The 26,109-nt window shown below is 37.7% G+C and carries 15 protein-coding genes; 8 read left to right on the forward strand and 7 right to left on the reverse strand.

The annotated features are described in order from the left end of the window. Nucleotides 1-32 precede the first annotated feature (32 nt). The 3 genes from H0W62_01795 to H0W62_01805 form a co-directional block, all read right to left on the reverse strand. Complete coding sequence (locus tag H0W62_01795; protein ID MBA3647274.1) at nucleotides 33-1,358, reverse strand: T9SS type A sorting domain-containing protein; 1,326 nt, start codon at nucleotides 1,356-1,358, stop codon at nucleotides 33-35. Continuing rightward, complete coding sequence (locus H0W62_01800) at nucleotides 1,355-8,302, reverse strand: hypothetical protein (GenBank protein MBA3647275.1); 6,948 nt, start codon at nucleotides 8,300-8,302, stop codon at nucleotides 1,355-1,357. The genes H0W62_01795 and H0W62_01800 overlap by 4 nt, the downstream gene beginning before the upstream one ends. A 109-nt stretch (nucleotides 8,303-8,411) precedes the next feature. Beyond that, the gene (locus tag H0W62_01805) at nucleotides 8,412-8,756 is read right to left on the reverse strand and encodes a hypothetical protein (protein MBA3647276.1); all 345 of its coding nucleotides are present in this window, start codon (nucleotides 8,754-8,756) and stop codon (nucleotides 8,412-8,414) included. A gap of 344 nt (nucleotides 8,757-9,100) precedes the next feature. On the opposite strand from H0W62_01805, the gene H0W62_01810 reads away from it, so the two are divergent. From H0W62_01810 to H0W62_01820, 3 genes are all read left to right on the forward strand, one after another. Further along, nucleotides 9,101-10,126, forward strand: a complete 1,026-nt coding sequence (locus H0W62_01810; GenBank protein MBA3647277.1) for a hypothetical protein — start codon at nucleotides 9,101-9,103, stop codon at nucleotides 10,124-10,126. Nucleotides 10,127-10,452: 326 nt separating this feature from the next. Beyond that, on the forward strand, nucleotides 10,453-10,614 hold the full coding sequence (locus tag H0W62_01815) for a hypothetical protein (GenBank protein MBA3647278.1): 162 nt from the start codon (nucleotides 10,453-10,455) through the stop codon (nucleotides 10,612-10,614). Nucleotides 10,615-10,886: 272 nt separating this feature from the next. Next, nucleotides 10,887-11,954 (forward strand): hypothetical protein, encoded by a 1,068-nt coding sequence (locus H0W62_01820; GenBank protein MBA3647279.1) that lies wholly within the window; start codon nucleotides 10,887-10,889, stop codon nucleotides 11,952-11,954. Nucleotides 11,955-12,119: 165 nt separating this feature from the next. Here the strand turns inward: H0W62_01820 and H0W62_01825 are convergent, their stop codons facing one another. The 4 genes from H0W62_01825 to H0W62_01840 form a co-directional block, all read right to left on the reverse strand. Continuing rightward, the gene (locus H0W62_01825) at nucleotides 12,120-13,442 is read right to left on the reverse strand and encodes a T9SS type A sorting domain-containing protein (protein ID MBA3647280.1); all 1,323 of its coding nucleotides are present in this window, start codon (nucleotides 13,440-13,442) and stop codon (nucleotides 12,120-12,122) included. Beyond that, the gene (locus tag H0W62_01830) at nucleotides 13,439-16,870 is read right to left on the reverse strand and encodes a T9SS type A sorting domain-containing protein (protein ID MBA3647281.1); all 3,432 of its coding nucleotides are present in this window, start codon (nucleotides 16,868-16,870) and stop codon (nucleotides 13,439-13,441) included. The genes H0W62_01825 and H0W62_01830 overlap by 4 nt, the downstream gene beginning before the upstream one ends. Before the next feature lie 197 nt (nucleotides 16,871-17,067). Beyond that, complete coding sequence (locus H0W62_01835; protein MBA3647282.1) at nucleotides 17,068-20,391, reverse strand: hypothetical protein; 3,324 nt, start codon at nucleotides 20,389-20,391, stop codon at nucleotides 17,068-17,070. A 65-nt stretch (nucleotides 20,392-20,456) separates the two neighbouring features. Then, nucleotides 20,457-20,804, reverse strand: coding sequence for a hypothetical protein (locus H0W62_01840; GenBank protein ID MBA3647283.1), 348 nt, complete (start codon nucleotides 20,802-20,804; stop codon nucleotides 20,457-20,459). 183 nt (nucleotides 20,805-20,987) lie between these two features. Here H0W62_01840 and H0W62_01845 point away from each other — a divergent pair, with 183 nt between their 5' ends. From H0W62_01845 to H0W62_01865, 5 genes are all read left to right on the forward strand, one after another. After that, nucleotides 20,988-21,314: a T9SS type A sorting domain-containing protein gene (locus H0W62_01845; protein ID MBA3647284.1), complete on the forward strand. Its 327-nt coding sequence runs from the start codon at nucleotides 20,988-20,990 to the stop codon at nucleotides 21,312-21,314. A gap of 1,877 nt (nucleotides 21,315-23,191) precedes the next feature. Continuing rightward, the gene (locus tag H0W62_01850) at nucleotides 23,192-23,614 is read left to right on the forward strand and encodes a hypothetical protein (GenBank protein MBA3647285.1); all 423 of its coding nucleotides are present in this window, start codon (nucleotides 23,192-23,194) and stop codon (nucleotides 23,612-23,614) included. A gap of 52 nt (nucleotides 23,615-23,666) precedes the next feature. Next, nucleotides 23,667-24,047, forward strand: a complete 381-nt coding sequence (locus H0W62_01855; protein ID MBA3647286.1) for a hypothetical protein — start codon at nucleotides 23,667-23,669, stop codon at nucleotides 24,045-24,047. Nucleotides 24,048-24,480: 433 nt separating this feature from the next. After that, on the forward strand, nucleotides 24,481-25,068 hold the full coding sequence (locus H0W62_01860) for a hypothetical protein (GenBank protein ID MBA3647287.1): 588 nt from the start codon (nucleotides 24,481-24,483) through the stop codon (nucleotides 25,066-25,068). Continuing rightward, nucleotides 25,065-25,880 (forward strand): hypothetical protein, encoded by an 816-nt coding sequence (locus H0W62_01865; protein MBA3647288.1) that lies wholly within the window; start codon nucleotides 25,065-25,067, stop codon nucleotides 25,878-25,880. The genes H0W62_01860 and H0W62_01865 overlap by 4 nt, the downstream gene beginning before the upstream one ends. The last annotated feature ends 229 nt before the right edge of the window (nucleotides 25,881-26,109 follow it).

Consider the following 26,109-nt stretch of genomic DNA (forward strand, 5'->3'; position numbering starts at 1 on the left):
AAGAGTTATATAACTGGGACAGTGGAAATATTTCACTTTTCTACTACTAGCTTTTCATTCCATCTCTCTTCTGCTGTTTCCAGGGTTACCAAATAGATACCAGTCGAAAAGTCACTTACATCTACTACTTTGGGTTTTGAAGAAGGTGAAAGCATGAATGTTTTTACTGTTCTGCCGTAGGTATCGGTTATAAAAAGTTTTGCTGGCTGTTGGGTATTGGAACTTATACTAAAATAGTTTTTTGAGGGATTAGGAAAAATTTTTAATACTTTATTTTCTTTTATCAATGGTGCCGAGGTTGCGATGCCGTTTTCGAGGTAAGCGACATGGTTAGCTTTTACACCACCTGCTTTGAGAAAAGTACCTCCAACATATAAATCACGATTAAAAAACCCCATGCTGAATACCGGATCCTGTACTCCAAAGCCGACGTCTAACCATTCGCTGCCATCCCAGTATGCTACCCTATTGGGATTGCAGGTATCTTTTTTACTGGTTCCAAACCAACCGCCGGCATATACACCATGTTCTCCATTAGATTGTAAATCTTCCACTTCACCGCATATCCCTGGCATCGTATGCCACATTTGCCCATCCCATGCTGCAACCCAATTTGCATCGTTGTCACCAGCCTGGTCAAAGAACCCTCCTGCAATAACCATATCATTGTAAACAGTTAATGCTTCTACTTGTCCTAAATTATCAAATTCTTTATATATAACACCGCCATCAAAGAAATCCCATTGATGCCCATCCCAGGAAGCAATGTTATTTACAAGCGAATCACCGATATAGGCAAATGCTCCTCCTACAATCAACTTATCTTTATAGATGCAGAAGTCATCTACATTGCCTTCCACGCCACCCCCTACAATTTCCCATTTCTTTCCATTATATTTTTTAATGCCTCCAAAAAAGTCTCCACCAGCAAAAAGAGTATCGTGGTACATTATAAAAGCAAATACAGGACCTGCAACTGACGGTAAATCGTCTAGAAAATGGTTGTTATAGAATCTACCTACTCCATGCTGATTGGAATATACCAACGTATCATGCAACATGATAGAACCCGTCACTTCAGCATTTATAGAAATTCCATTATGTTCTACGGTATTCCAATCAGTTCCATTCCATATAGCAAGATAGCGTGAAATCGTATCACCTGCATAGTAGAATTCACCACCCACATATAACAGGTGATTAACGGTATCCTCTGAAAAGGTATTAACGATACCTCCGGTAGGATCTTTTTCTTCGCGAACCCCAGCTCCTAATGGTGACCAAACTTGGCTAAATGATACCTGATTAATATTAAAAAGCACTATAGTAAATCCTAAAATTTTCCCAATTTTTATCATATTTTGAATATTGATTTCACAATTACCTGATCTCCTAAAATTACTTTTACAAAATAAGGACCTTCTGGCAGGTTATGGTCCAAGGTAATTTTGGCTTCCATATTTTGTAAAAAAGGTCTTTCCGAATAAGATAAAATTCTTCCAAACGGATCCAGAACCTCAATGAATAAGTTAGAGGCAGGCTTTTGAATGCTATTTTGATAAATCATTAATTTAAAATCGTCTTCTGTCGGATTTGGGAATATAGCTATTTGTAGTGAATTTTCAATGAGTGATGAATTGTTAGCTGTATCACTTTGCAGTTTATTCGTTAAACATTGGCTGTTATCTTTTACGACAGTGAGCGTTAAAGGTTCTGAGAAAAAGATACAGTTAATGCTGCTTTTAGTGTATCTACATTGATATATTACGGGCAAACCAAGCGGTACATCATCATAATTAATCGAATAAGTTGGATTTGTCTCACCAGGAATATCAATTCCATTTTTTTGCCATTGCTGGGAATAGCCACTGGCCTCAAGGGCTGTAACTACATAAGATCCATTAGATTTACAATCCACAACTGTACCGCATGCATCACACCAGGTTTGTTTCTCAACGGTTACTGTTACGTCACCTGAAGAGCAACACCCAGCCTCGTTATTCGAAGTTTTAATGCCATTAGCTGTAAAAGTATATGGTTCAGTTCTATATGGAAGAGAGGTAGTGTTTACGAGGGCACCTGTTAATTTTTGTAAATACGTGCCTGGTGACCATTGATAAAAATCAGCATCACTTGAATTAGTTAATTCTAAAGTAGCGCATTCACCTTCTTTAATGGTTATATTTCCATATTTAACACCTACGGTTGGGTCCGCATCATTAACCGTGAATTCTATTATTGCTTCATTTGTAGCATTTTCGCATCCAGGGAAATCTGAGGCTGTTTTCCCTTGGACTATATATGATACCGAACTATTATTGCTCAGATCATCGCTTGGGGTGACTGTATAACTACTTTCCGTAGCACCAGAAATTTGGTTACTTAAATTATTTTTATACCACTGATATGATCCATCATAAGTGTGGCTTCCGCTTTCTTCATCAGCGCCTGAACTTTTTATTTCTACACTTTCCCCTGTACACAGATCTAGTCTAGGAGGTGGTGTTATTATTATACTGGGAACAAGATTTACCGTAGTAAATTTTTTAATTGATTTTGTTCCTTTAGTTATTATGACCATCGCTGTAAATGATTCAGATGGATAATTATTATCTGTAGTCGAGATTGTTAGAGTATAAGAACTAAGGCTAGAGTTTGCATGTCTTAATAATATGTTCGGCATTTCGGACACATTGTACCAATCATAGGAATCAGTTTGGGAACCAAAAGGAGACGTAGCGGTCAAGCTAATATTTTCACTTGAGCAAAAAGCATCTCCATCAGCATAGTTAACTGTTATTGCAAGATCATTAATTCTATTAACATTGGCGGACCCCAATGAAAAGCATCCAGTTGTATGGTCTACTCCTGTTACCTGGTACGCCATATAATCATAAGTATAAATCTTTTTATAATTATCTGCTGCTGAAAGGTAATCCGTGTATTGATTCGGACGCGCATAAACTGTGCTCGCTTTAATCTTGCTGCTTCCTGCAATTGGATCATTATAAAGTCCGAGGGTGGGAGACCACCAATAGTGTAAAGTTGAATTCGTGCTGGACGCAGTTAACTGTTGACCTTGTGCTGTGCTTAAATCATATGATCCTAATGAGGTAGGGGTAACAGTTATTACAGGCGGATCATTGACAGTTATCTGGCAACTGGCCGAATTATTTGTATTATCCGCATCTGAAACTGTAATAGTGAAATTTCCTGACTTTTGAGGTATAAAGGTTACATTGTTTTCCTCATAGCTGCTTAGAAAAGATTTATAAGAAGATGGCTCTTGCTGACTTGATAAATTCCAATTGTATTTTGAAGCACCAGTAACTGAAAGATTTACACTTGTTCCCTGAATAGGAGCACCATTTCCTGATGTACCATTGAATAATTTGTAACTACAAGGTACAACACTAGACTCGCATGTAAGATGTATATTGGTTTTAATCTGATAAATACGAGTGATGGAATATGCGGGTAAAGTGACAAATGATTGTGAATTTACTGAAGCAGTAGACAATGTTGGAGGGGTAATAAGCAATTTAGGATATTTATCAATATTTTCTGTACTTGCTCCTTTATATACTCCACTCTGAGTATAGTATGCTATCTCATTTCCACCTATGACATACGCAATAGGGTTGAGGTAACTTTTCTTCCCAGTTGCAACGCTTATTTGTTCATAGCCAGCGCCGACAGATGTAGCCCATTCAAATTCAGATAACAATACAGATTTATCTGTTCCTCCTAAGTTTAGGATTATCACCTGCTCTATATTATAAGTTGAATTGGGCCTATTGAATTTCCAACCATATAGAACGGTATCAGTCAGGCCCACCTTTATTACTTCTGAAGTCTTAAAGCTTAATTTAATCGCTTGTGTATTCTCTCTCATAGCTTCTCCAATTAATTTCATTCCATTTCCTACAGCGGTAAGTTGCCATGGTAAAGTTATGAGCTGAACAGATGAATGTATCGGGCTGCCGTCAAAATCGAATCCATGATCATCTACAAAAAAGGCACCTTGGTGCGCATCCAGTGTCATCGTTTGAGCATAAATATGCTTAATCTTTGCAAACTCTAAGTATTGCAAAGTCATTGCTGACATAAACAACCCATGCGCCCAGCTTCCCGGCACTTGATGTAATTGATCACTCATATTATATTCTGTGATCCATGCTCCAACTGAATTTGGAATTACTTTTAATGAATTATCCCGAAAATATTTATTGACAGCTTCAAACGGGTAAGATAAAATGTCTGGTAAATCGCTTACTAAAGGAAATGCATGTCCTAGAACACCAGAAGCAGGATAGTGATGAAAGCTTAATGCATCGCCCGATATCAAATGTAATTGCGAATTGCTCGATATATCCTTTGCAGGAAGATTCATAACAGCATTCCACGTATTTTCTCGACAGATTTTACCGTCCAAATTTCCTACATCTTCGGTATTATCTCCATCTTCTAATCCTGGAGATGCAGCGACTACACTTACTTTCACATCATCATAATCATCATGAAGATGATCTATATATGAGTTCGCCGCTGAAACATACTGTTGTGCATTTGGAAAGGCACACCATGTCTTATAATGCCCACCCAAATAAATTTCGTTTCCAAGTTCTACATACTTCAAGTTAAGCTTTAAATCGTCGGCAAAATCCAAAGATTTTTTGTCATAATCATATGTAGAGTATAGCATATTAAAGAAAAATAAGGCATCCGCATGGTTGCCGTCTAAAGAAAATTTAATATCCGTAAAGTGATCACTAATAACATCGCCTTTCGGTTTGTATAAATCATCTGCAATACAGCCAATATTTTCAGGGAAATTAATTGGTAAATTATTAGCATTCAAAGGATCTTGATTCTGATAAATATCAGGTTCATAATACCAGCCTTTATTCCAATCCCAAACACCGGACCCATTATGAAGTCGGAAAAGTCTGCTGTTTAAGGAAGGTAAATTAGTTATAAGCGATAAATCATTCCATCCCCCGTACCCATTGCCAATCAGATCACTTGCATCCTGATGAACAGTTTTTGTATTTTCTGTATTATAACCTAGAAAATCTTGATACGTATCCCCATCTTCGTCCAAATCATGGACATAAGAAGATAGCACCTTTGTAGGAACATATGAAGCAGGGTAGAAATTAACATTACGTGATACAAAATCAATAAGTGCAGAGTTTAGTGAAATGTCATTCTTTGCCATTAATGATGTTTTACCATAAATAGAATCACCTTCTATGTTTATTTTTGAAAAAATGTTTCCTTCAAAATTGACCCAATGGTGTACAATACATTTATTGCTGACAATAAAAAATATTCTTGCAGGATCATGAGAAAGATTATTTACAAAAGCCCCTTTATTTAATACAAATGAATCCCGAATAAGAAAAATAAAATACGCATTGTTTCCTCCATTTAAGGTTAGTGTATCGTGCAAATATGCTGCACTATCTATCCTATATACACCTGGCGAATATGTTTTTGAAGATAGATCATTTGGAATTAAATTAGCCGGTAATCTATTGAATTTAGCAATTACTGAATCTAAATCTGTAAGAGCCGAATCTACGGTAGTGTTATTGATATATAAGCCGTTCGTTGCTGTTACCGTCGATGAAATTGATGTTTTCGCTCCAGCACGCCCCGCAGTATTCGTACTATCAACCGCTAAAATTGTATGCCCTGACAGTAGGCCATACAAACTAGTTTTATTTATCGAGGGCGGTTTTACTGTAACAATTCTATCATTCAATGCGGAGCATCCAACGCTATCAGTAACTAAAACAGAGTAAACATCTGAAAATTGATAATTAGTTACAGGATTAATCACCGAATCAATTCCTATAGTTTCCGATGTAGACCATAGTATCGTATAAGGCGCCTGACCTCCTGAAACTGTTGGTGATCCCCCCAGAGTTAATGAATTGTAACCAATGGTAAGTGTAGTATCTCTCCCAGCATTAACAATTATGGGCGCATCAATTGTTACCTTCACAGTATCTTTAGCTACACAACCATTTGAATTAGTAACGGTGAGAATGTAATTTGTAGAAGCAGAGGGTTTCACGATAGGATTTGGTAAAAACGAAACTGTATCGCTACCGACCTTCCAAATAGTACTATAAGGGGCAGTTGCTAAAGTTGCAGTAGGTCCGCCTCCTATTGTTACAGTACTGCCATTACATATTAATCGATCTATTCCAGCTTCAGCCTTAGGCGTAAGTTTAATTGAAACAATTGCCGTGTCAGTAGCAATTGAATGATCTAAATCAGTTACAGCCAGAATATAAGTTGTGGTTGTATCAGGCAATGCATTTGGATTGGCTGCTGTCGATGAACTTAATCCTATACTTGGTGACCATGAATACGTTAACGGCGTTAAACCTCCTGTACCTGTCGGACTTGCTCCTAATATCTTTGATCCACCTTTACAAAACGCTGTATCCGTTCCAGCATGCGCATACAATGTGGGCGACTTTTTACTAATTGCAAAATACCCAAATGCACTTTGATTTGCAGAATTTTGTATACTCCCACTCGTGGTTGTCCCCGTTGTGGTCACCGCCCCTGTATTATGCCATTTAGCCCCATCCCACCGTCCAATCTTTAGAGTAGAAATTGTATAAATATCGCAAGTTGTTGCATCCCAGTAGAGGGTAAGCTTTACATTGCTACTGCCAATCATTCGCTTCGTATTCCAGTACTCACAGGCACTGACGTAGGTAAGGGAATCTTTGGCACTTCCTAATGTCTGTTGTGTATTAAAGTATTCAGCTCTGAAGGCATCAGTAGCCAATGACGGTGCAGTAATCGCAATCGGCTTGTATACACTTCCTTTCCCTACCGGAAAAGTAAAGGAAGTATTTCCTATCTTGATTACGGGTCCTTTGACAAAGCTACTATTGGAAACACTGGTGGCAGTTGCTCCACTCCTAAGGGTTAGGACATTGGTTGTATCGGTAATAATATACCCATTGACTAAATCTAAATTATTGGAAACCGATACTGCCTTTTGTAATGTTATCTGTCCTCCATTTTTATCCACCACTATCTTATAAAACTGCGGTGATACTGCACCATAGATGTTTTGATTATTTGTACCGGTGAATTTGAAAGTCGTATTCCCTATGGAAGTTAATGAAGTATTGTTCCATTTAATATCTTTCAATATTTTTAATATGCCACCATTAATAATACAGTCAGCACTTTGGGAAGTGACAAACGTGTCAGCCACTTGTACCGTACCAGAAACAGTATGTGTTCCTCCTAAGCCAAACATTTCAAGGTCGTAGAACTTCATGGTGCCTGAGGAGCTGTTCTTTAAGGTGTTGTTGTAGTAGCACATTACCCTTGAAGTGCCTTCGTTGACAGTACCGGTGATGTATTCCCACATGGAACTTCCCCCCATACCTATTCTCCCCATTAAGGTTACCGTCCCTCCGGTTTTATTAAATTGAATATTAGGTAGCTTTCCTGAAATGCTACTTCCCTGGTTATCATTAATAGTTTGGGTACCCGTGCCATTGACAATGATAGTAACCGTTCCTCCTCCAACTGAAGCTGTGTTTGAACTTAAGATATTACCCGGTACTTCAATAGTAGAGCTGGTGGTGGTGTTCAGGAAGAGTTGATTGCTGCCGGACAATGTCAGCTTATGATCCACCTCAAGCGTTATGTTCTTAATAGTAAATTGTGTTGTTTGTGATGGGGCAGTGAATTCAGCATCGTAGAAGATATAGCGGCTGGTGTTGGCTGATGAATTGATAATCGTCGTAGTATTCGAGGCTCTTTTGAAAACAACCTTACCACTGTTATGGGTGAAGCTTCCGGTTTTAAGAGTGACATCTCCTGCTAAGGTCATAGTGCCTGAAGTACTAGTGAAAGTGGTGCCGTCAATGGTAAATGAGCTATTACAGTTGATGGTAGCACTGCCTCCACTAAAGATCCCTCCTTTGAAGCTACCGATATCAAAGGTGAATGTCTTACCTGTATTAAGAGAAACGGTGCCCGTATAGGCAGAGGTCATGGTTATTTTACCAACGGTCATGTTTGAATCCAGGGTAGCACTGGCACTTGAGCAATTATTGAAGATGATCGTATCGTTGGACCGAGGAACACGAGATGCCACTGCACCATTACAGAGCGAATCCCTGTAGTTGTTCTTATCCTTCATGCTTGTGGAAGTTCCTTGTGGCTTCCAGTAGAAGTTCTTTTGAGCAGAGGAATGAAAAGCAATGGTGCAAAGTATGGCAAGGAATACGGAGGACAGTAATAGTTTTTTCATGTAGGTAAATGAGGTTGAGAATAGTCGAGAATACGAATCAATTAAGGTGCAGTAAGGTGTGGACGTATCTATTCCACACTATATTAAATAATGGTGCAGTATTTTTTGCTTAGAAGTACGATGCTTTGTACTCCATCTCTTCAACGGTACTTGCTTCAGTGGTTAGAAGAAGGTCGAGGTAATAGTCACCGTGAGAAAAGATTCCAAGTGGCAGCACAAGCATGTTATCTGCTTCGCTTAGGTTGGTTCCTAAAGTGAAGGTTTGATTCGATAGATCACTGCTGTCGGGAGCTGAGCCGATGAGTATTTGTACCGATTGTACTGGAAGGCTGTCTGAGAGAAATACAGTGAGGTTACCAGAAGGCCAGTCAATGGAACTATCTAAGATTTTTGTTTGAGCCTTTGTAACAAGCATACAAGAGAGAAGCACACAGAGTGTGGAGAAAAGTTTCATAAGTGGAATAGGGATTTGAAAATGTAAAATAATACATCAAAATTACACCTAAGACATATATGATTCTTAAAGGTTTAATAAGATATTATACAAATTCCTCAACTTTTCTTACTAAAAGAATATTGCAGTGCAATCAGTTAATTATTCAAAGTTCATCACGTATAGCAAAAATCCTCTTTCGCCTAAGGCCTTCACCACGCTTCGTAATAAATAAACATTATCGAAACGTAATACATATTTTCTTGTACCTTCTTTTTCGGAAGGTCTACTATGCCTAATAAATTAACAGACTACCGTAAGAATGCAACAATCACACAATAAGGGTTTAAATTAGGTTTCTCATAATGAAAACCGAAACTAAAGGAACCCCTACCATAACTAATGGCCACATTGGTGTTCTTGTGGGCAGTGTATCTGATCTTTCATCTATTGATTTTTCTCCCTGGGGATGCAAGTGCTTTCATATCAATAGTTCGAAATTTCAAGAATATATTCATCTTTATTCTAAAGACAGCGACTGGTACGAATTAACATGGCGCAATATCAATTCTGCATGTAATGAATCCGCAGATGGAGATAAAGATTTTTTGGGCAAAGACAATCTTAATGTACTTGTCCCTCTTTCTCTTGAAACATTACCTTCAGAGGAAGACATTCATGACATACGGTTAGCCCTCCTTTTAATTTTCCCTTCAGAAATTTCCGTAAAAAATATCATAAATATTCAAGTCTACGATCATAAATACATTCATTCAAACTCATATTCAATAATACCATTTCATCCAATTGGAGAAATGGAGAATATGTATATCAATTTTATTAATATACAATACTTGCAGATTGATGAAGTGAATATATTCTTGAAGTTGTATAAAGAAAGAAAACCAAAATTGAAATATGTTCAGCTCGCTCTTAGTTTTTATGAAAGCTCATGGAGAGTTCAGTCTTATGATTACACACTTTCGTTCGTTAGTTTGTGTATTGCATTAGAAGGAATAGTACAGGGAAGTGAACAAGTATCTTATAAATTAAGAAGAAATATTGCGGTATTATGCGGTGGTAAATATGATCAGTCAGTTCTGATTCTTGGAAATGTTAAAAAGATTTATGACACCCGTTCTGATATAGTTCATTCAAATGTTGACCGTAATCCATATGCTAGGTTAAATCAGTATTATGATTACACTAAGGCTATTGTTTCAAGAATGATTATTGAAATGATTTTACATAATTTATCTGATCTAAAAACTCTTGATACAAGACTTGGAGAACTGGGGTTTGGAGATAAAGCAAAAATCTCTTCTGATTATACAGAATGTGTTCCGAATCAGAAATTAATGGAGGCGGTAGTTTCGACAAGTTTAAAATAATTAATGTGAGTTTTTAATAATTTCAAATGGAGTTTTTCTATGCGAATGAAATTGTCGGATTATAAAAAGCTTTCAAAGCAGGAAAGAAGTATGGTGCCGGCAAAGGAACGCCCGTTATCTCAAGGGTGTAGCGTTGTTATAATAGCATGTTTCTTTTTGGTTCTTATTGTGATGATTAAAACGTGCACCAGCGACGATTCTACAAATCATAAAGCTTCAGTGCCAGGTAACCATGACGTTGTTTACAATAGTGACTAGGATGGGTCAGTTTCACAGATAAAAAGCTACTTAAAAGAGCATTTGAATGATTATGATAGTTATGACCGGTGAAGTGGGGGAGTGTAGTACATCTGCCAAATAACCAGGGTTTTGAGGCATGGCATACATACCGGGCCAAAAATGCCTTTGGTGGTAAAATATTAGTAAAACAAGTGTTCTTTTTTGATGAGCAGGGAAATATTACCAGCGTTCAGAATGATGAACCATAAAATTGCGGGTAAAATGGCATCTAATCGCCGTTTTTAGTCATTAAATAACCTTCAAATGCTAATTAACCGAGGGTTAAATGGTAATTAATTGTGTGCCTTTCGTTTTAAATTTCAAAAAGCCGTTTTTCTTTCAAAGCAGCCAGTGGCGTGTATTTCGCAGTTTTTATCTATCAGTCAATAATTGTCATTTTGTTTTACCCCCGTACAAAGAAGTAGTTTGAATTATTTTTAATTTAATAAATGATTCAATCGCTCACCTCATAATTTCACTCTTGCTTGAATCTGGATTTCAAAAGGATGTGATTCCTCCTACACAAAATAATGTGAGTTTATCACCTCACGTTGTTATTCTTGGTGCAGGTGCAAGTGTCGCAGCCTTTCCAAACGGGGATAAAAAAGGTTATGAATTGCCTTTGATGCAATCTCTTGTTAAGTTACTTAATCTTGATAAAATCTTACCTCAAGAATATTATCTCTTATTGAATGATTTTGAGGAACTGTATAACGGAATTTCAATAAATCCCTCGCTCTCCAGGATAAAGACCGATATTGATGATATACTATATCAGTATTTTTATAATCTTAGAATTCCTGATACGCCTACTCTTTATGATTATCTTATTCTTTCATTAAGAGAAAAAGATATTATTGCAACCGTTAACTGGGATCCGCTTTTGTTACAATGTTTACGCAGACATCATAAAATAAAAAAAAGATTACCTAATGTGATTTTTCTACATGGAAATGTTGCAGTTGGTATTTGTCCAGATTGCCATATTAGTGGCTATAAATACAATCAAATCTGCCATCGTTGTTACAAACCTTTTCAACCACTGAAACTTTTATATCCAATTCATAAAAAGGACTATACTGAAGATGAATCCATCAACAGAGAATGGAAACAATTGAAAGGATATTTAAGTCAGGCATTATTCATAACAATTTATGGATACAGTGCTCCGGAATCTGATATTGAAGCAAAGAATCTGATGTTGGAAGCGATAAAGGCTAACAAGTCCAGAGTATTTTCTGAAATTGAAATTATTGATATTAAATCCAAGACTGAAATTGAGAATAGTTGGCATCACTTTTTTTATAAAACGCATTATCGATCGATAGATTCTTTACAGCAAAGCTACTTATGGTTTCATCCAAGGAGGAGTTGCGATGCTTTTTTTTCAGCATATGCCATGAATAGTCCTTTCGACAACAATCCGTTCCCTGCCTTTAATACCATAGACGAAATGCATGATTGGATAGAACCATTATTAAAGGATGAAAGGAAAGTGGAGGCAAAACAAAGTATGTTTACCTATAAGGCAAATCAATTATACAAATGATAATCGCCATAACTTAAATTGAAGATTTGCCTTGCCACACCTCCTATTATCTATCGGATGTGGAAGTAATAACTTTTACTACGGTGTAGTAAAAGCCATCAGGCAATAACGCTACGGTGAGTAGCCTCCCCATAGGGATCAAACAATTGCAGGGTGGCTGTTCCGCTATCGTTGTATCACCATCTTTTCACTAAATCTTTCATTCGAATTTTGCAACGTAATTAAATACAAGCCTTGTGCGAGATCATGTACATCAATTTTTAAGTCTTTTGATGCTGGAGACAGGGTACAAGTTTTTATGGTTCTTCCGTATTGATCTATAATATAAAGCAGCGAGGCTTGGTTGATATTATAGTTAAGATTGAAATAGTTAGTTGAAGGATTTGGATTTATTTTTACTTCTATTAGCTTCCTTACGGTATTAACATTAGTAGCATAATTTAGCCTTCCTATTCCTTTAATTTCTTCACCGTCGGTCGAGTAAAAATCTATAATTCCTCCCACGTAAAGTTGATGTTTAAAAAATGCTTGTGAAAATGCAATCCCTCCATCAGTAAAGTTTAGATCATGCCAATTATTTCCATCCCATGTAGCTTCCCTATTCACGAAACATGAAGTTCCTTTATACATATCCCCAGCTGCATATAATAGACTATCCTTCGATTTCAAATCGTATGCTACACCACAAATTTCCTCATCGTTCATTGGAGCCCAGTTCTTACCATTCCACTCTGCAAACATTTGACAATATACCCCTCCTGCGGTATCAAAATTTCCACTTATTACAAGATTGCTATTATAAAGACCGATAGAGAAAACATTTCCATCATATTGAGACTTACTATATTTTGTTCCGCCATTCAAATCATCCCATGAAGAACCATTCCACGCGGCAATATTATTAAAACTGGAATCGCCAACAGATTTGAATAAACCACCTATAATTAATTGGTCCTGATAAATACCTAAGGCATTTACTTCACCTGGAATAGGTCCGTTTATTCCACCTCCTACTGCTTGCCAATATTGACCATTCCATTTACTAATGCCTGCTCCGGATTCTTCTCCGGCATAAAGTGTATCATGATAGACACAGAATGCATTTACAATATCACCTACCGTAGGTACATCCTGAATGAAATGATGGTTTACATAACGCTTTAGCCCTTTGCCGGAGGCAAGTAACAAAGTATCATGCATCATGATAGATGCCGTTACCTCATTGGCAGCAAACTCACCGTCATCTTCAGTGCTCAGCCATTTATTGCCGTCCCATATGGCAAGGTTTCGGGAAACCGAATCCCCTGCATAATAAAATAAACCACCAACATACAATAAGTCATTGATAGTATCAACGCTCAATGTATTTACTGTAACAATTCCATCTGAGTCTTCGGGGCGAACACCAGTTTCCAATGAAAACCATACCTGCGCACTTAAATGGAACGATAGAAACATCGGTATAATTAAGAAAAAAAGTTTTTTCATTTTGTTTTAACGATTGTTTTAACAATTACATCATCGTTTAAAATAACCCTGAGCAGATAGTTGCCACACATTAGATTCTTATCCATACTTATGATAGCAGATAAGTAATTGCTCATCGATTGAGTTGCTACAGTGAGTAGCCTGCCAAAGGGATCAAACAATTGCAGGGTGGCTCCTCCATCTGAAATATCACCCGCGGTCTTTTTAATGGTTACATTGAATGATTCGGACGTCGGATTGGGAAAAACAGTTACATCGTACTTGTGGTTATCAGAAATATGTGCATACCCTGAATTTGAAACTTTAAAATCCTCATGACCAAAGTCGCCATTTGTATAAGTAAAAAATTCTTTTTCGCTGTAAAACGTACAATTCAAATCTTGATTATAGTACTTGCATCTGAAGGTATCAGTGGCTAACGGATAACCGGGATACGTCACTGTGTAAGAAGAGCCTGTTGCGCCGCTTATATCCACCCCGTTTTTCTGCCATTGAAGGGTATAATCCGTAAGCTGTTCAGCAGTTAATAGCTTTGAAAACGAAAATGGCAATCCTAATGGACTGGTATAGGTCTCTTCAGTACAATCAGCACACCAAGTATGACACGATACTTCTACATAAACGGGTGTCTGTGCGCAGCAACCATTCTCATTATTGGATGTTATTTTAACGCTGTTTATATATAGCTCGTACTCATACGGATCAGTACCTTCCGCTGAGCAATCAGGATTGATCAGTGATTCAGTAATCACTGAAGTGCCGGTGAGGTCCTGAAGGTAAACACCCGGTGTCCATTCATAATATTCGTTGCTGCCTGCTGTCAATTTTATCTGAGCGCATTCTCCACTAAGAATAGAAATGTGATCTCCACCCTGATCCTCAAAACTGACAGTTGGGGCAGAGCCGTTAACTGTAAAGGTAATCGATGCTTCATTCGTACTGCCTGAGCATAAATTTGCCGAGGTCACCTTGCATTTATATGTTATCTCACCGTTGACATCATCACTACTAGGGGTGATATTATTGAGAACATTTTGGGTTGCACCAATTATCACGGTACTTCCCTTATACCACTTGTAATCGCCGTCAAATTGACCATTTTTATGATCTGCAGCTATAGCATGGAGATCTGCCTTATCTCCTTCGCAAACCGTTAGTTCCGGAGGAGGCACAATTGAGACACGGGGGTAAATTCGTATTGGAACAGTCGATCGTACTGTTACGTTTTGATCGTCTGTTATCTCTACCAGCAAAATCATTGAATCTGATGGGTAATTGGCATCTGAAGCACCCAGGTTTAGAGTGTTACTTGTCCCGGAGGCCAACTGTATCTTGTCTCCATTAACATTGAACCATGTATACACAGGGTTACTGTTTAAAGGCGAATGTGCAGTTACAATAATAGGATTTCCGCTGCAGAAATAATCCATTCCTGAGTCATACTCCGGGTCTAATATCTCATCATCAGACCTGCTGATATTAGAAGTGGCAAGGCTAAAGCAACCGCTGCCATCGATACCAGTTAGAGTATATTGCATATATGGATAAATAAAGATATGCTTGTAATCATCACCATCTTCGGCTGTGAGATAGGTGGTATATTCATTAGGCCTTGCATATACTTTATCACCTTCAATAGTACTGTTTCCTGCTGTAATATTATCATAAAGACCCAAGGTGGGCGACCACCAAAAAGAGGTGTTGGAAGGACCGCTTGCCTGTAGCTTTTTACCCTGACCATTTGATAAATTATAGGTTCCAGAAGTTGGAGAAACTGAAACACCAGGGGGCGTATTTACATGAATAGTGCAGGTTTGTACCTTGTTAGGGTCACCATCGCCGGTTACCGTTACGTTTGCAGTGCTTGTCGTTTGTGGTATAAATGTTACATTATTTCCTGTATAGCTGCTCAAGAACGATTCGGTAGAACCCGGTGTATTAGTTCCATTTATCTTCCAATCGTAAGTAGATGCTCCGCTCACAGAAAGATTAGCCGTAGTTCCTTTCACTGGTGAACCCAGTTGACTTAGAATTTGATGATCGCACGGGTTATTAGGAACATTACAGTTTAATGTTAACTGTGTGGCAATTTTATAAAGACGGGTTACAGAATATGGTGGTAAGTATACGAAGACCAAATCTGTTAGATTTGAAGAGAATTTTTTAGGATAGATGTGATTAAGAATGGGAAATGCCCCATCTCCTTTTTTACTATTTCCAGCTTCTGTCCCGCTAATATGTTGACTAGTTGTGGTTTGCCAAAAATATGATACATCATCATTACCAAGAATATAGCATATAGGGTTTAAATAATCTTGACTTGCTTGTCCAGGAATACTCTGAGGAAGACTAATTTGCTCATACCCTGCTGATCCTGTCCATCCCAAATCAAAAGGTCTGATCCATTGACCAGCTGAACCCAGATTTAAAATAATTGATTGTTCTAAGGAATTACCGGAATTGCTAAAGTTCCATCCATACAAGGTCGGATCGGTTGTATTTGAAATGAAGCTTTGTGAATTGAAAGTTAATTTTGAAGCGAGTGCATTATCTTTTAAAGCTTCACCGATTAATTTTAAGCAATTTCCAGTTGCTGTTAATTGCCACGCAAAAGTTGTGATTCCGGAAAATCTATCCGAATAATTAAAACCATTTATGTCAGTGAAGAAAGATCCTTGCGGAGCATCCTGCGCCATTGTTTGAGCATATACGTGTGATATAGGTTCAAACTCTAAATATTGCAATGTAAGGGCAGCCATAAACAAACCATGAGCCCAGCTCCCTGGTACATCATGGCTGGATTTCATATTGTATTCAGTTATCCATGCTTCCACACCGCTTGGTATAACTTTTATGCTATTGGACCTGAAATACTTAGTTACGCTTTCAAAGGGCTGACTAAGAATAGCCGGTAAATCGGAAACTAAGGGAAAGGTATTCTGAATATTATCGGTAGGGTAATTATGAAAGCTTAATGCATCACCTGAGTTCAGGTGTAGCCTGCCGGTCTGAGTACCTTTTTTAGGCAGATCAAGAAGTGCATTCCAGGTATTCTCTCTGCAATCCTTACCATCGGTATTAAGATCAACACCAGCCATATCGCCATCTTCAATACCAGAGGAAGCTGCAACCACGCTCACATGCACATTTGTAAAATCAGGATCAGCATGAAGTTTGTCTAAGTATTCATTCGCGGCGTTTAGATAATCAGTAGCATTTGGATAAGTGCACCATGTTTTGTTATGCCCGCCAAGATAGATTTCATTTCCAAGCTCAACATACTTAATGTTCAGCTTCAAATCCTTTGCGAAAGAAAGCTCTTTGCTATCATAATCATAGGTTGAATACAGCATATTGAATACAAATAAAGCATCCGCATTATTTCCGTCCAATGAAAATTTGATGTCTGTCAGGCGGTTATCGATCACATCTGGTTTAGGCGCAAATAAATCTGGGTCAACACATCTGATATTTTTGGGGAGGTTAAGGGGTGTTTTAAAATTTGAATTGGTATTTTCATATGAATAGATTTCCGGTTCATAGTACCAGCCTTTATTCCAATCCCAGAAACCTTCGCCACTGTGCAGGCGAAAAACGGTGCTGTTAAGCTTGGGTATATTTGTAATTAAAGAAATGTCATTCCACCCTCCATAATTGGGGTTTTGAGAATTACATCATCGTTGATGCCCTTGGTATTTTCAGTATTGTATCCGAACCAATCCTCTTTACCGTCATTATCTTTATCCAGTTCATGTGTCAAAGACGATACCGTAATCCCAACGTATGAGCTTGGAACGTATGATAAATTACCTGAAGATGGAAGAGTAAATCCTTCCACGAAATTCATAGTTATAGATTTATCGGTCATCAATGCAGACTTACCTGAAAGGCTATCGCCTTTTATACTATCCTGGGCAATAATATTTCCTTCCATATTTGTTTGTCCATGAACTTTACATTTTTTTCCGATGATAAAAAACACGTGTTCAGGATAGCCAGAAAGGTTTCTCACCCAGGCTCCGGAATGCAGCACCAATGAATCCCTTATTATAAAAATAAAATAAGAACTGCTATTGCCGGTAAGAGTTAATGTGTCATCCAACCATGCCGTGCTGTCCACTTTATAAACACCGCCTGAATAAGATTTATGACTTAAAACACTTGGAATGGTAGTGGCCGGCAATCGTTTATACCTGGCTATAACCGAGTCCAAGTCGGTGATAGCTGAATCTACAGTTGAATTACTGGTGTATACACCTCCGGTAGCTGTTACATTGGATGATACGGATAATTTTGCTCCGGCCCTCCCTATTACCTTAATGCTGTCCACCGTATTCACCCTTTGTCCCGAAAGAAGTCCATAAAGTGAACTTTTATTGATTGCCGGAGGCTGTACCCCTATTATAATATCATCAAGAGCAGTACAACCCACGCTATCTACAACAGAAAGGCTATAAGAATTGGTAAACTGGTAAGAGGTGGTAGGATTTGCTGCCGTACCTGAACTAAGGTGATCATAAGGAAGCCAGGAATACGCGTAAGGACTAGTTCCTCCTGAAACCGTTGGGCTTCCACCAAGAGTTAAGGAGGTATAGCCGATGCTAAGAATAGTATCTCTTCCTGCATTTATGTTTAAAGCAGGGTCTACTTTAACAACTACTGTGTCCTTTGTATTGCATCCATTGGAGTTGGTTATCGTCAGAATGTATGATGTTGTGCTGGTGGGAGAAACTGAAGGATTTGGTAAAGTGGAAATTGTTGTTGCTCCTACTTTCCAATCAACCGTAAAAGGAGATGTAACTTCAGTTCCTGTAGGACCTCCGCCGATTGTGGTTGAATGTCCAGCGCAAAGAATACGGTCTGCTCCAGCGTCTACCTGAGGTTTTACTTTTATAGTAATATTAGCTGTGTCAGTGGCAGTCGTATGGTCTAAGTCTGTCACAGTTAAGATATATAAGGTTGTTTGAATAGGCGAAGCAATAGGATGGGTAATGGCTGTATCGTTAAGCCCTGTGGAGGGTGACCACAGATAATTAAGCGTACCCACACCCCCTGAGCCTGCCGGATTTCCGCCAAGAGTTTTTGATCCTCCGGTACAGAATGTAGTATCCGTTCCCGCATGTGCATATACTACAGGTGATTTCTTTGAAATAGTAAAATATCCAAATGCATTTTGATTTGTAGAATTTTGGACGCTGCCTGTTGTAGTTGTCCCCGTTGTCGTCACCGCACCCGTATTGTGCCATTTCGTTCCATCCCATCTGCCAATCTTTAGTGTAGAAAGTGTATAGATATCGCAAGTTGTTGCAGCCCAATAAAGGGTAAGCTTCACGTTGCTGCTTCCAATCATTCTTTTTGTATTCCAGTATTCACAGCTACTGACATACGTCAGAGAATCTTTTGTGCTTCCTAATGTTTGTGCACTATTAAAGTATTCCGCTCTAAACGCATCAGTAGCCAATGATGGTGCAGTAATGGCAATCGGTTTATAGACACTTCCTTTCCCTACCGGAAAAGTAAATGCCGTGTTTCCAATCTTGATAACAGGTCCTTTAACAAAGCTACTATTGGAAACACTGGTTGCTGTTGCTCCACTTCTAAGCGTTAGGACATTTGTTGTATCGGTAATAATATACCCATTGACTAAATCTAAATTATTGGAAACAGATATTGCTTTTTGTAACGTTATCTGTCCCCCATTTTTATCCACCACCATCTTATACAACTGTGGTGATACTGCACCGTAGATGGCTTGATTATTTGTACCGGTAAATTTGAAAGTTGTATTCCCTATGGAAGTTAATGACGTATTGTTCCATTTAATATCCTTCAATATTTTAAGAGTTCCGCCATTAATGATACAGTCTGCACTTTGTGAGGTAACGAAGGTGTCAGCTACTTGTACCGTACCGGAAATAATATGCACTCCTCCCAAACCGAACATTTCAAGGTCATAGAACTTCATGGTGCCGGATGAGCTATTCTTTAAGGTGTTATTGTAGTAGCACATGACCCGTGAGGTTCCTTCGTTTACGGTTCCGGCTATATACTCCCACATAGTGCTTCCACCCATACCTATTCGCCCCATTAAGGTTACCGTACCTCCTGTTTTATTAAACTGAATATTAGGGAGCTTCCCCGAGATGCTGCTTCCCTGGTTATCATTAATAGTTTGGGAACCTGTACCGTTAACAATGATAGTGACTGTTCCACCTCCAACGGATGCTGTATTTGAACTTAGAATATTACCCGGTACTTCAATAGTGGAGCTTGTGGGGGTGTTCAGGAAGAGTTGATTGCTTCCTGACAACGTCAGCTTATGATCCACCTCAAGGGTAATGTTCTTAATAGTGAACTGTGTGGTCTGTGACGGAGCAGTGAATTCTGCATCGTATAAGATGTAGCGGCTGGTGTTGGCTGATGAATTGATAATCGTCGTGGTGTTCGAAGCTCTTTTGAAAACAACTTTACCACTGTTGTGCGTGAAGCTGCCTGTCTTGAGGGTGACGTCCCCTGCTAAGGTCATGGTGCCCGAGGTGCTGGTGAAAGCAGTGCCATCAATGGTAAATGAGCTGTTGCAGTTGATGGTAGCGCTGCCACCACTGAAGGTGCCACCTTTGAAGCTACCGATATCAAAGGTGAGCGTCTTACCGGTATTCAAGGAAACGGTGCCGGTGTATGCAGAGGTCATGGTTATTTTACCAACGGTCATGTTTGAATCCAGGGTAGCACTGGCACCTGAGCAGTTATTAAAGATGATCGTATCGTTGGACCGGGGAACACGAGATGCCACTGCACCATTACAGAGTGAATCTCTGTAGTTGTTCTTATCCTTCATGCTGGTGGAAGTTCCTTGTGGCTTCCAGTAGAAGTTCTTTTGAGCAGAGGAATGAAAAGCAATGGTGCAAAGTATGGCAAGGAATACAGAGGACAGTAATAATTTTTTCATGGAGGATAAGTTAAACTTAATGGGAAAGATGGAGAAGAAAAGAAGAAAGAGAGAATATAACTTGATCAGTTGGAATAAGTCGCCTTATATTCCATCTCATCTACAGTATTCCCTTCGACGGTAACCAAAATATCCATGTAGTAGTCACCATGCGAAAAGCTTCCAATTGGAAGAACCAGCATGTTATCTGCTTCGGTGAGGTTAGTTCCTAAGGTGAAGGTTTGGTTAGATAGATCACTGCTGTCAGGCTGTGATCCGATCAGTACCTGCACCGATTGCACCGGAAGGCTATCTGAGAGAAATACGGTGAGGTTGCCGGATGGCCAATCGATTGAGCTGTCCAGGATTTTTGTTTGGGCTTTTGAAAAAAGCACGCTTAAGAAAAGGATGACAATAGTGGAGAAAAGTTTCATAGGCAGATATGGATTGTTTAAAAAACATTGGTAAGAATAATTTCTAAAATTAGACCTATGACATATATAATTCTTATAGGTTTAATAAGATATTATACAAATTCCTCAACTTTTCTTACTAAAAGAATTCAGTCAAGTACAATATTCTGAGCATAGGAAGTTATAGGGCCTTTTTGATTATTGGTGCTTGTAAAGAAGAAAAAGTTAAATAGATCAAATAATTTAAATCGTTATCAAAAAACTCAATTAAGTATTACAGGAGTCAATAGTCAAACCCTAATCAATATCTATAATACTATAGGAAATTTAATTTACAGAACTACCGTGCAGCCGGTTAATGGTTTTATTCATGTTTCTATTGATTTGCACGATCAGCCCGCAGGTGTTTATTTATTAAAAGCAAAAACGGATCGGGGAGGTTACGGAAAAGATTTTGAAGGAATGAGGAGTTTAAGATCTTCCAAAAAAGATTGTCACGCCGATTCTGCAGTGATTGGTTGCAAAGATTAATTCCAATATTGATATTATTTCTCTTATCCATATGCGATGAAAGATTGTAGTATGCAACAGCTGTATTGAATAAATCCCATAATATATTTATAGAATCATTATATTTCTGGTGAATTGCCAATGCATTCGTTGAATAATCAATGGCATTATGTAAATTAAAAATAGGAGAATCAATTTCTGCTAAAGCGATGTATGCGGTGTTAAAATTATTTAGAATCTGTGCATATTCATTGGGATAGTCTTCAAACTTAAAAATCTTAAGTGCATTTTTAAAAATACTTATTGCAGATTCGATACTTTTTTTATCATGATAAAATTCGAAATGATTTCGAAAAACATTCCCAGCATTAAAGTAAAAAGCAGGGCAAACTTTACTGTGGATATCTCTTAATATGCCCCATCCCTTTCTGAAATAATATGTTGCCGTATCTGTATATTTCCCTTCATCATTCAGTTCGTACACCATTGAATAGTATGTTCCAATTGAGGTACACAGAGAACCATATTCAAATGATAGGGTATCGTAAGCTTGTAATTTTTTAGCTCTTCTAAAGTATGTAATTGAAGTATTTAAATTGTTCTTTTCATCACTTAATTGAGCTAAAACTAAAAATTCATTGCCTATCTTTTCATAATAGTATGCAAAAAGTGTGTCATTCGCATTGGTAGGAATTAAACTCTCTAAACTCAAAAAATAATCTATAGCCGCTTGAATCTCTTTCCGATTATTGTTACTTGATGTTGAAATATTAATTAAACAGAGTTCATTCTGAACTTTAGTCTTAAAGTAAAGTTCTTGATTGTGCTCTAAATATGAGTTGGTAAGCATTTTTTCATACTGAATCAATGCAGAATTATACAAAAGTTTATTATACAGATCAGTTGCATAAATATAATCATTCTGTAAGTTATTTAACTGCCGTTGTTCTTCATTTCTATTATCCATTTTAGATATTATTTTATGGATCAAGATTGGTAAAATCAATGCAGGCAGAGCAATAGCGCATAGATATTTTAGAAATTTCTTAAGCCCACCTTTTATCGGCTTTGTGTATTCTTTAATTCGATGCAAAAACATACTGAAATCATAATAGGTGAAATATATTTTCATTACCCTTAACGAGACCTAATATAAGGCGATTTCGAAACGTACTACTTCAATTGATGATTGAGAAATAAGTTTTATGATTTGTTTCGTGGCCACAATAGGATTTATTAATTTTATCAGCTCTCATGTAAAACGAATCAAACAGATAGCAGCATCCGGCTAATCACCGGTGAGGGCGCTACAAAATTTGATTCGTTTTATTATTCTTGCAACATCTCCATTGCAATTGCTAAATCTCCGGCAAGATTTTGATTCCATTTATAGCTTTAGGGTTTTTAGATTTTATAACTAATACTGAATATTCAGTTGCTAACATCTATCCTTATCCGATACAAGGGGTGTAATCATTAGTGATAAAGGATTACCAACAGTAGGGGCATCGCTGTAGCGCACTATTAGAGCTATTGTATTATACCATATGGTGTGTATTGTATTGCACAGCATATATCATGGTAAAATAACCTCTTGCAATTGCAATCACGGATAGGGCGGGGCGTGCTTTTCTTTGAGAAACTGCCGCAAAAAAACGGCAGTATACGACATAATTTGTTGAATTACTTTCTATTACATATTACGCTGTTAATTGTCCGCAATTTGAACTTTTATGGTTGTACCATCATAACTGATTGATAATGAGGTAGAAAAAGAATGTTTCGTGCTAAAAATAGTTTGCTAAATACTTGCAAAAGGAGGTTTAGTTTTGTATATTTATATGTTGTTAAAAACAACATAACTCATTCATTTTCTAACAATTAAACCCATTTTCATCATGCAAAAAACTGCTTTAGCTGTAACCGCAAAAAATGACGGAAATACAGTAAATCCAAAAATTAACGGTGTCGACCTTACAACCGTTGAAGTGCAAGAAACTAAGGCCCCCGAACCTGCAAAGGTGGTTGCAATTAAGCCAGAGGTTAAGATTAATAACACAGAAAACAAGATTCAGCACATTATCGGAATCGGGCAAAAAATCCGGAGAAGGACGGAAGTAGCCCAAGCAAAAGCCAACCTTGAAAATTTCATTTTGAAAAACGAGGATGATTCCGGTTCACTCACTTTTGAGGACACTAACCGGAAACGGTTTGCTTCTTCTGATCCTGATCTGATGAAGAAAGTACAAAAGACCATCATTGCAGCTTGTGACGAAGAAATCCAAAAGCTGAATCTTCAGATCAATGAATTTTCCTGTTGACATTTTTCCACTGGGTGCGATGGTGACAGCTCGCACCCTTAAATCTAAACTCATGAAAAAAGAGACAATTCAAGAAAAACGGCAACGGCTGAAACAGCTTAGTTCCGGATTATCCATACTTAAAAAGGAGGGCGCAATAGATACTATAAACGAGGGTTTGGTTTCCATCTACCAGGAGCAAGGGCATGATGAGTTACAAAGCTTTGCCGCCTGGAAGCGTGACGGCTACAGCGTAAGACGTGGCGAACATGCTTTATTACTTTGGTCACGGCCTGTAAGGAAACAGCAGGACGAAACCGGAGACGAATATTCATTTTTCCCTATTGCTTTTGTGTTTTCAAATTTACAGGTTGAACCGACCAGCAACGGACAACCCGCGGAAGTAGTAGACATCAAAAGGAAGAAACGCAATGGGAAAAAGAAAGCCGCTTAAAGTAGTAAGCAGAGTTCACGAGCCAAGGGTAAGAGGAGAGCAAACATTTCCCGCTTTGCGGATTAGCGGTAAATGGCTTAGAGAATTCTGTGAAATTGGAGATCACTACCGGATTATAAGAGTTGAAAAAAGTGACGAGTTAGTGATTCAGTTTATACGCCGCGCCTCCTAAATTGCTGACAGAAATGGCAACCCTGACAAAGGGTCATTTCTGTGCAAAAAAAACTTTTCTTTTGAAATAAAGAAAAAGTTTTACCAAAAGAAAGCAAGCCCCTTCCTTCACTCAAGACCTTTTGAAGTTGCTAACACTAAGGATCGCTAATTACAATTAAATGAGGCAGTAAATTTATAGGGATGAATTTGGTACCGTTATAACCGTTACTTGCAAAATATCTTTTTGACCTTATATTTATGATTAATATTTATATTGACTATGAGTAAAATAAATACGGCAGTAGCTACAGATTATATAAAATATTTGCAGTTTATTGAAGAGCGTAAAAATTCATTAGATAGGACAATTGTTGTATGCGATAAAAAAAATAGCAGGCCAGATAAATTGTATAAAGAATCGAAATTAATAGCTGATTGGGTTTCAAATGATATTGATCTAATGATTGAATGTAATGCAGCTGATGGGAAAGCGTTTAAGTTTCAATTCAGAGCTAAGCAATTTTCTGATGAACCTTTGTTTAGGTTGGATTCTGATGGAGCAGCACATAGAAATTCAAAATTTCCATTAAAAATTCAGCAAGTAACTACGCCTCATTTTAATAAATTTAATGAACATGGTCGAGTAATAGCATATAAAACAAGTCAATTGAAAAATGAAAACGAAGCGAAAGCGATACAGAATGATATTAATTTAGGCTTTGCTCATTTCTGTTATGAAGGAAACATTCGCTATAAAGAGGACGACTTAAGCGAAATATCATTAGTTGGATCATCAAACCAATTAGATTTAGATTTTAAAGACAGCCCGGAGAGAGATTTTTTAGAAAATATACATTTCAACATATGAATACGGATGGGATATTCAAGCATGTGAAAGATTCCTTCTGTTCTCTGTGGAGCTTTAAGGAAAGGGGACAGACTTTAGAAGTAATAACGCCTTTTTCGACTACAAACTTCAAATTTATTTCAATTTTCATAACAGAAAGGGAGGACAAAATTATTGTGACTGATGGTGGGTGGTTAGTTTCAGGGGAGTATGATAATCCTATAGATATTGAAGATGATATTATGACCCGGATATTTACTCATTATGAATCCATCTATGAAATTAAAAGACAACAACAAAGAAATGGACAGATTTTCTACTATAAATCAACAGATAATATAGACCTAATTCCAAATTTGGTTTACGATATAGGTAGTTTTCTGTCAGCCGTAGCAAGTATTAGCCAAATTCAATTTGAGGATCCAGCCGAAAAGGCAGAAAGGGAAAATTTTAGTAAAATGGCTAATAGCTTTATTTCAGGCGTTGTTCCAATTAATCATTTACGTTTTAAACGTTCTTTAGGGGACGATTATAAAAACGTTACGTTTAATGCCGTTGTAGAGAATGGGCAAAGGCTCAAATTGATTAAGTATATAACAGGGTCGCAACTATCTTTCTTCATGAGCAATTTTTCACGAGCTATCGTGGATTTCGAAATAGCATCTAATTCGCCTTTCAATCAATATATTGATAAAAAAATAGCATTGATAAATGATATTTCAACGGGGTATAAGGAAGATAAGCTTTATAGATACACAGAAACCCTTGAACAATATACCGAAATTCCGCCTGTAAAATGGACAAATAGAGAAATTCTTGCGACGATGTTATGATTAACAAAAAAATCAAACCATATTTTTTCCGTATTGTTCGTATTACCTCATGTGTTTTCTAAATTTATTTGCCCCTCGACACTTTAGTTAAATGTGTGAATATATTAGGGTATTCCCGAAAATGCAGAATGCGTACTTGGCAAAGATTCCACAGTAGTATGTGCAAAGAAAAATCCCCAAAAAAGTCACGAAGTGATCAATTTTGGGGCAATCAAATTTGCACTTCAAA

The organism is Chitinophagales bacterium, assembly GCA_013816805.1.
Lineage (GTDB): Bacteria > Bacteroidota > Bacteroidia > Chitinophagales > UBA10324 > MGR-bin340.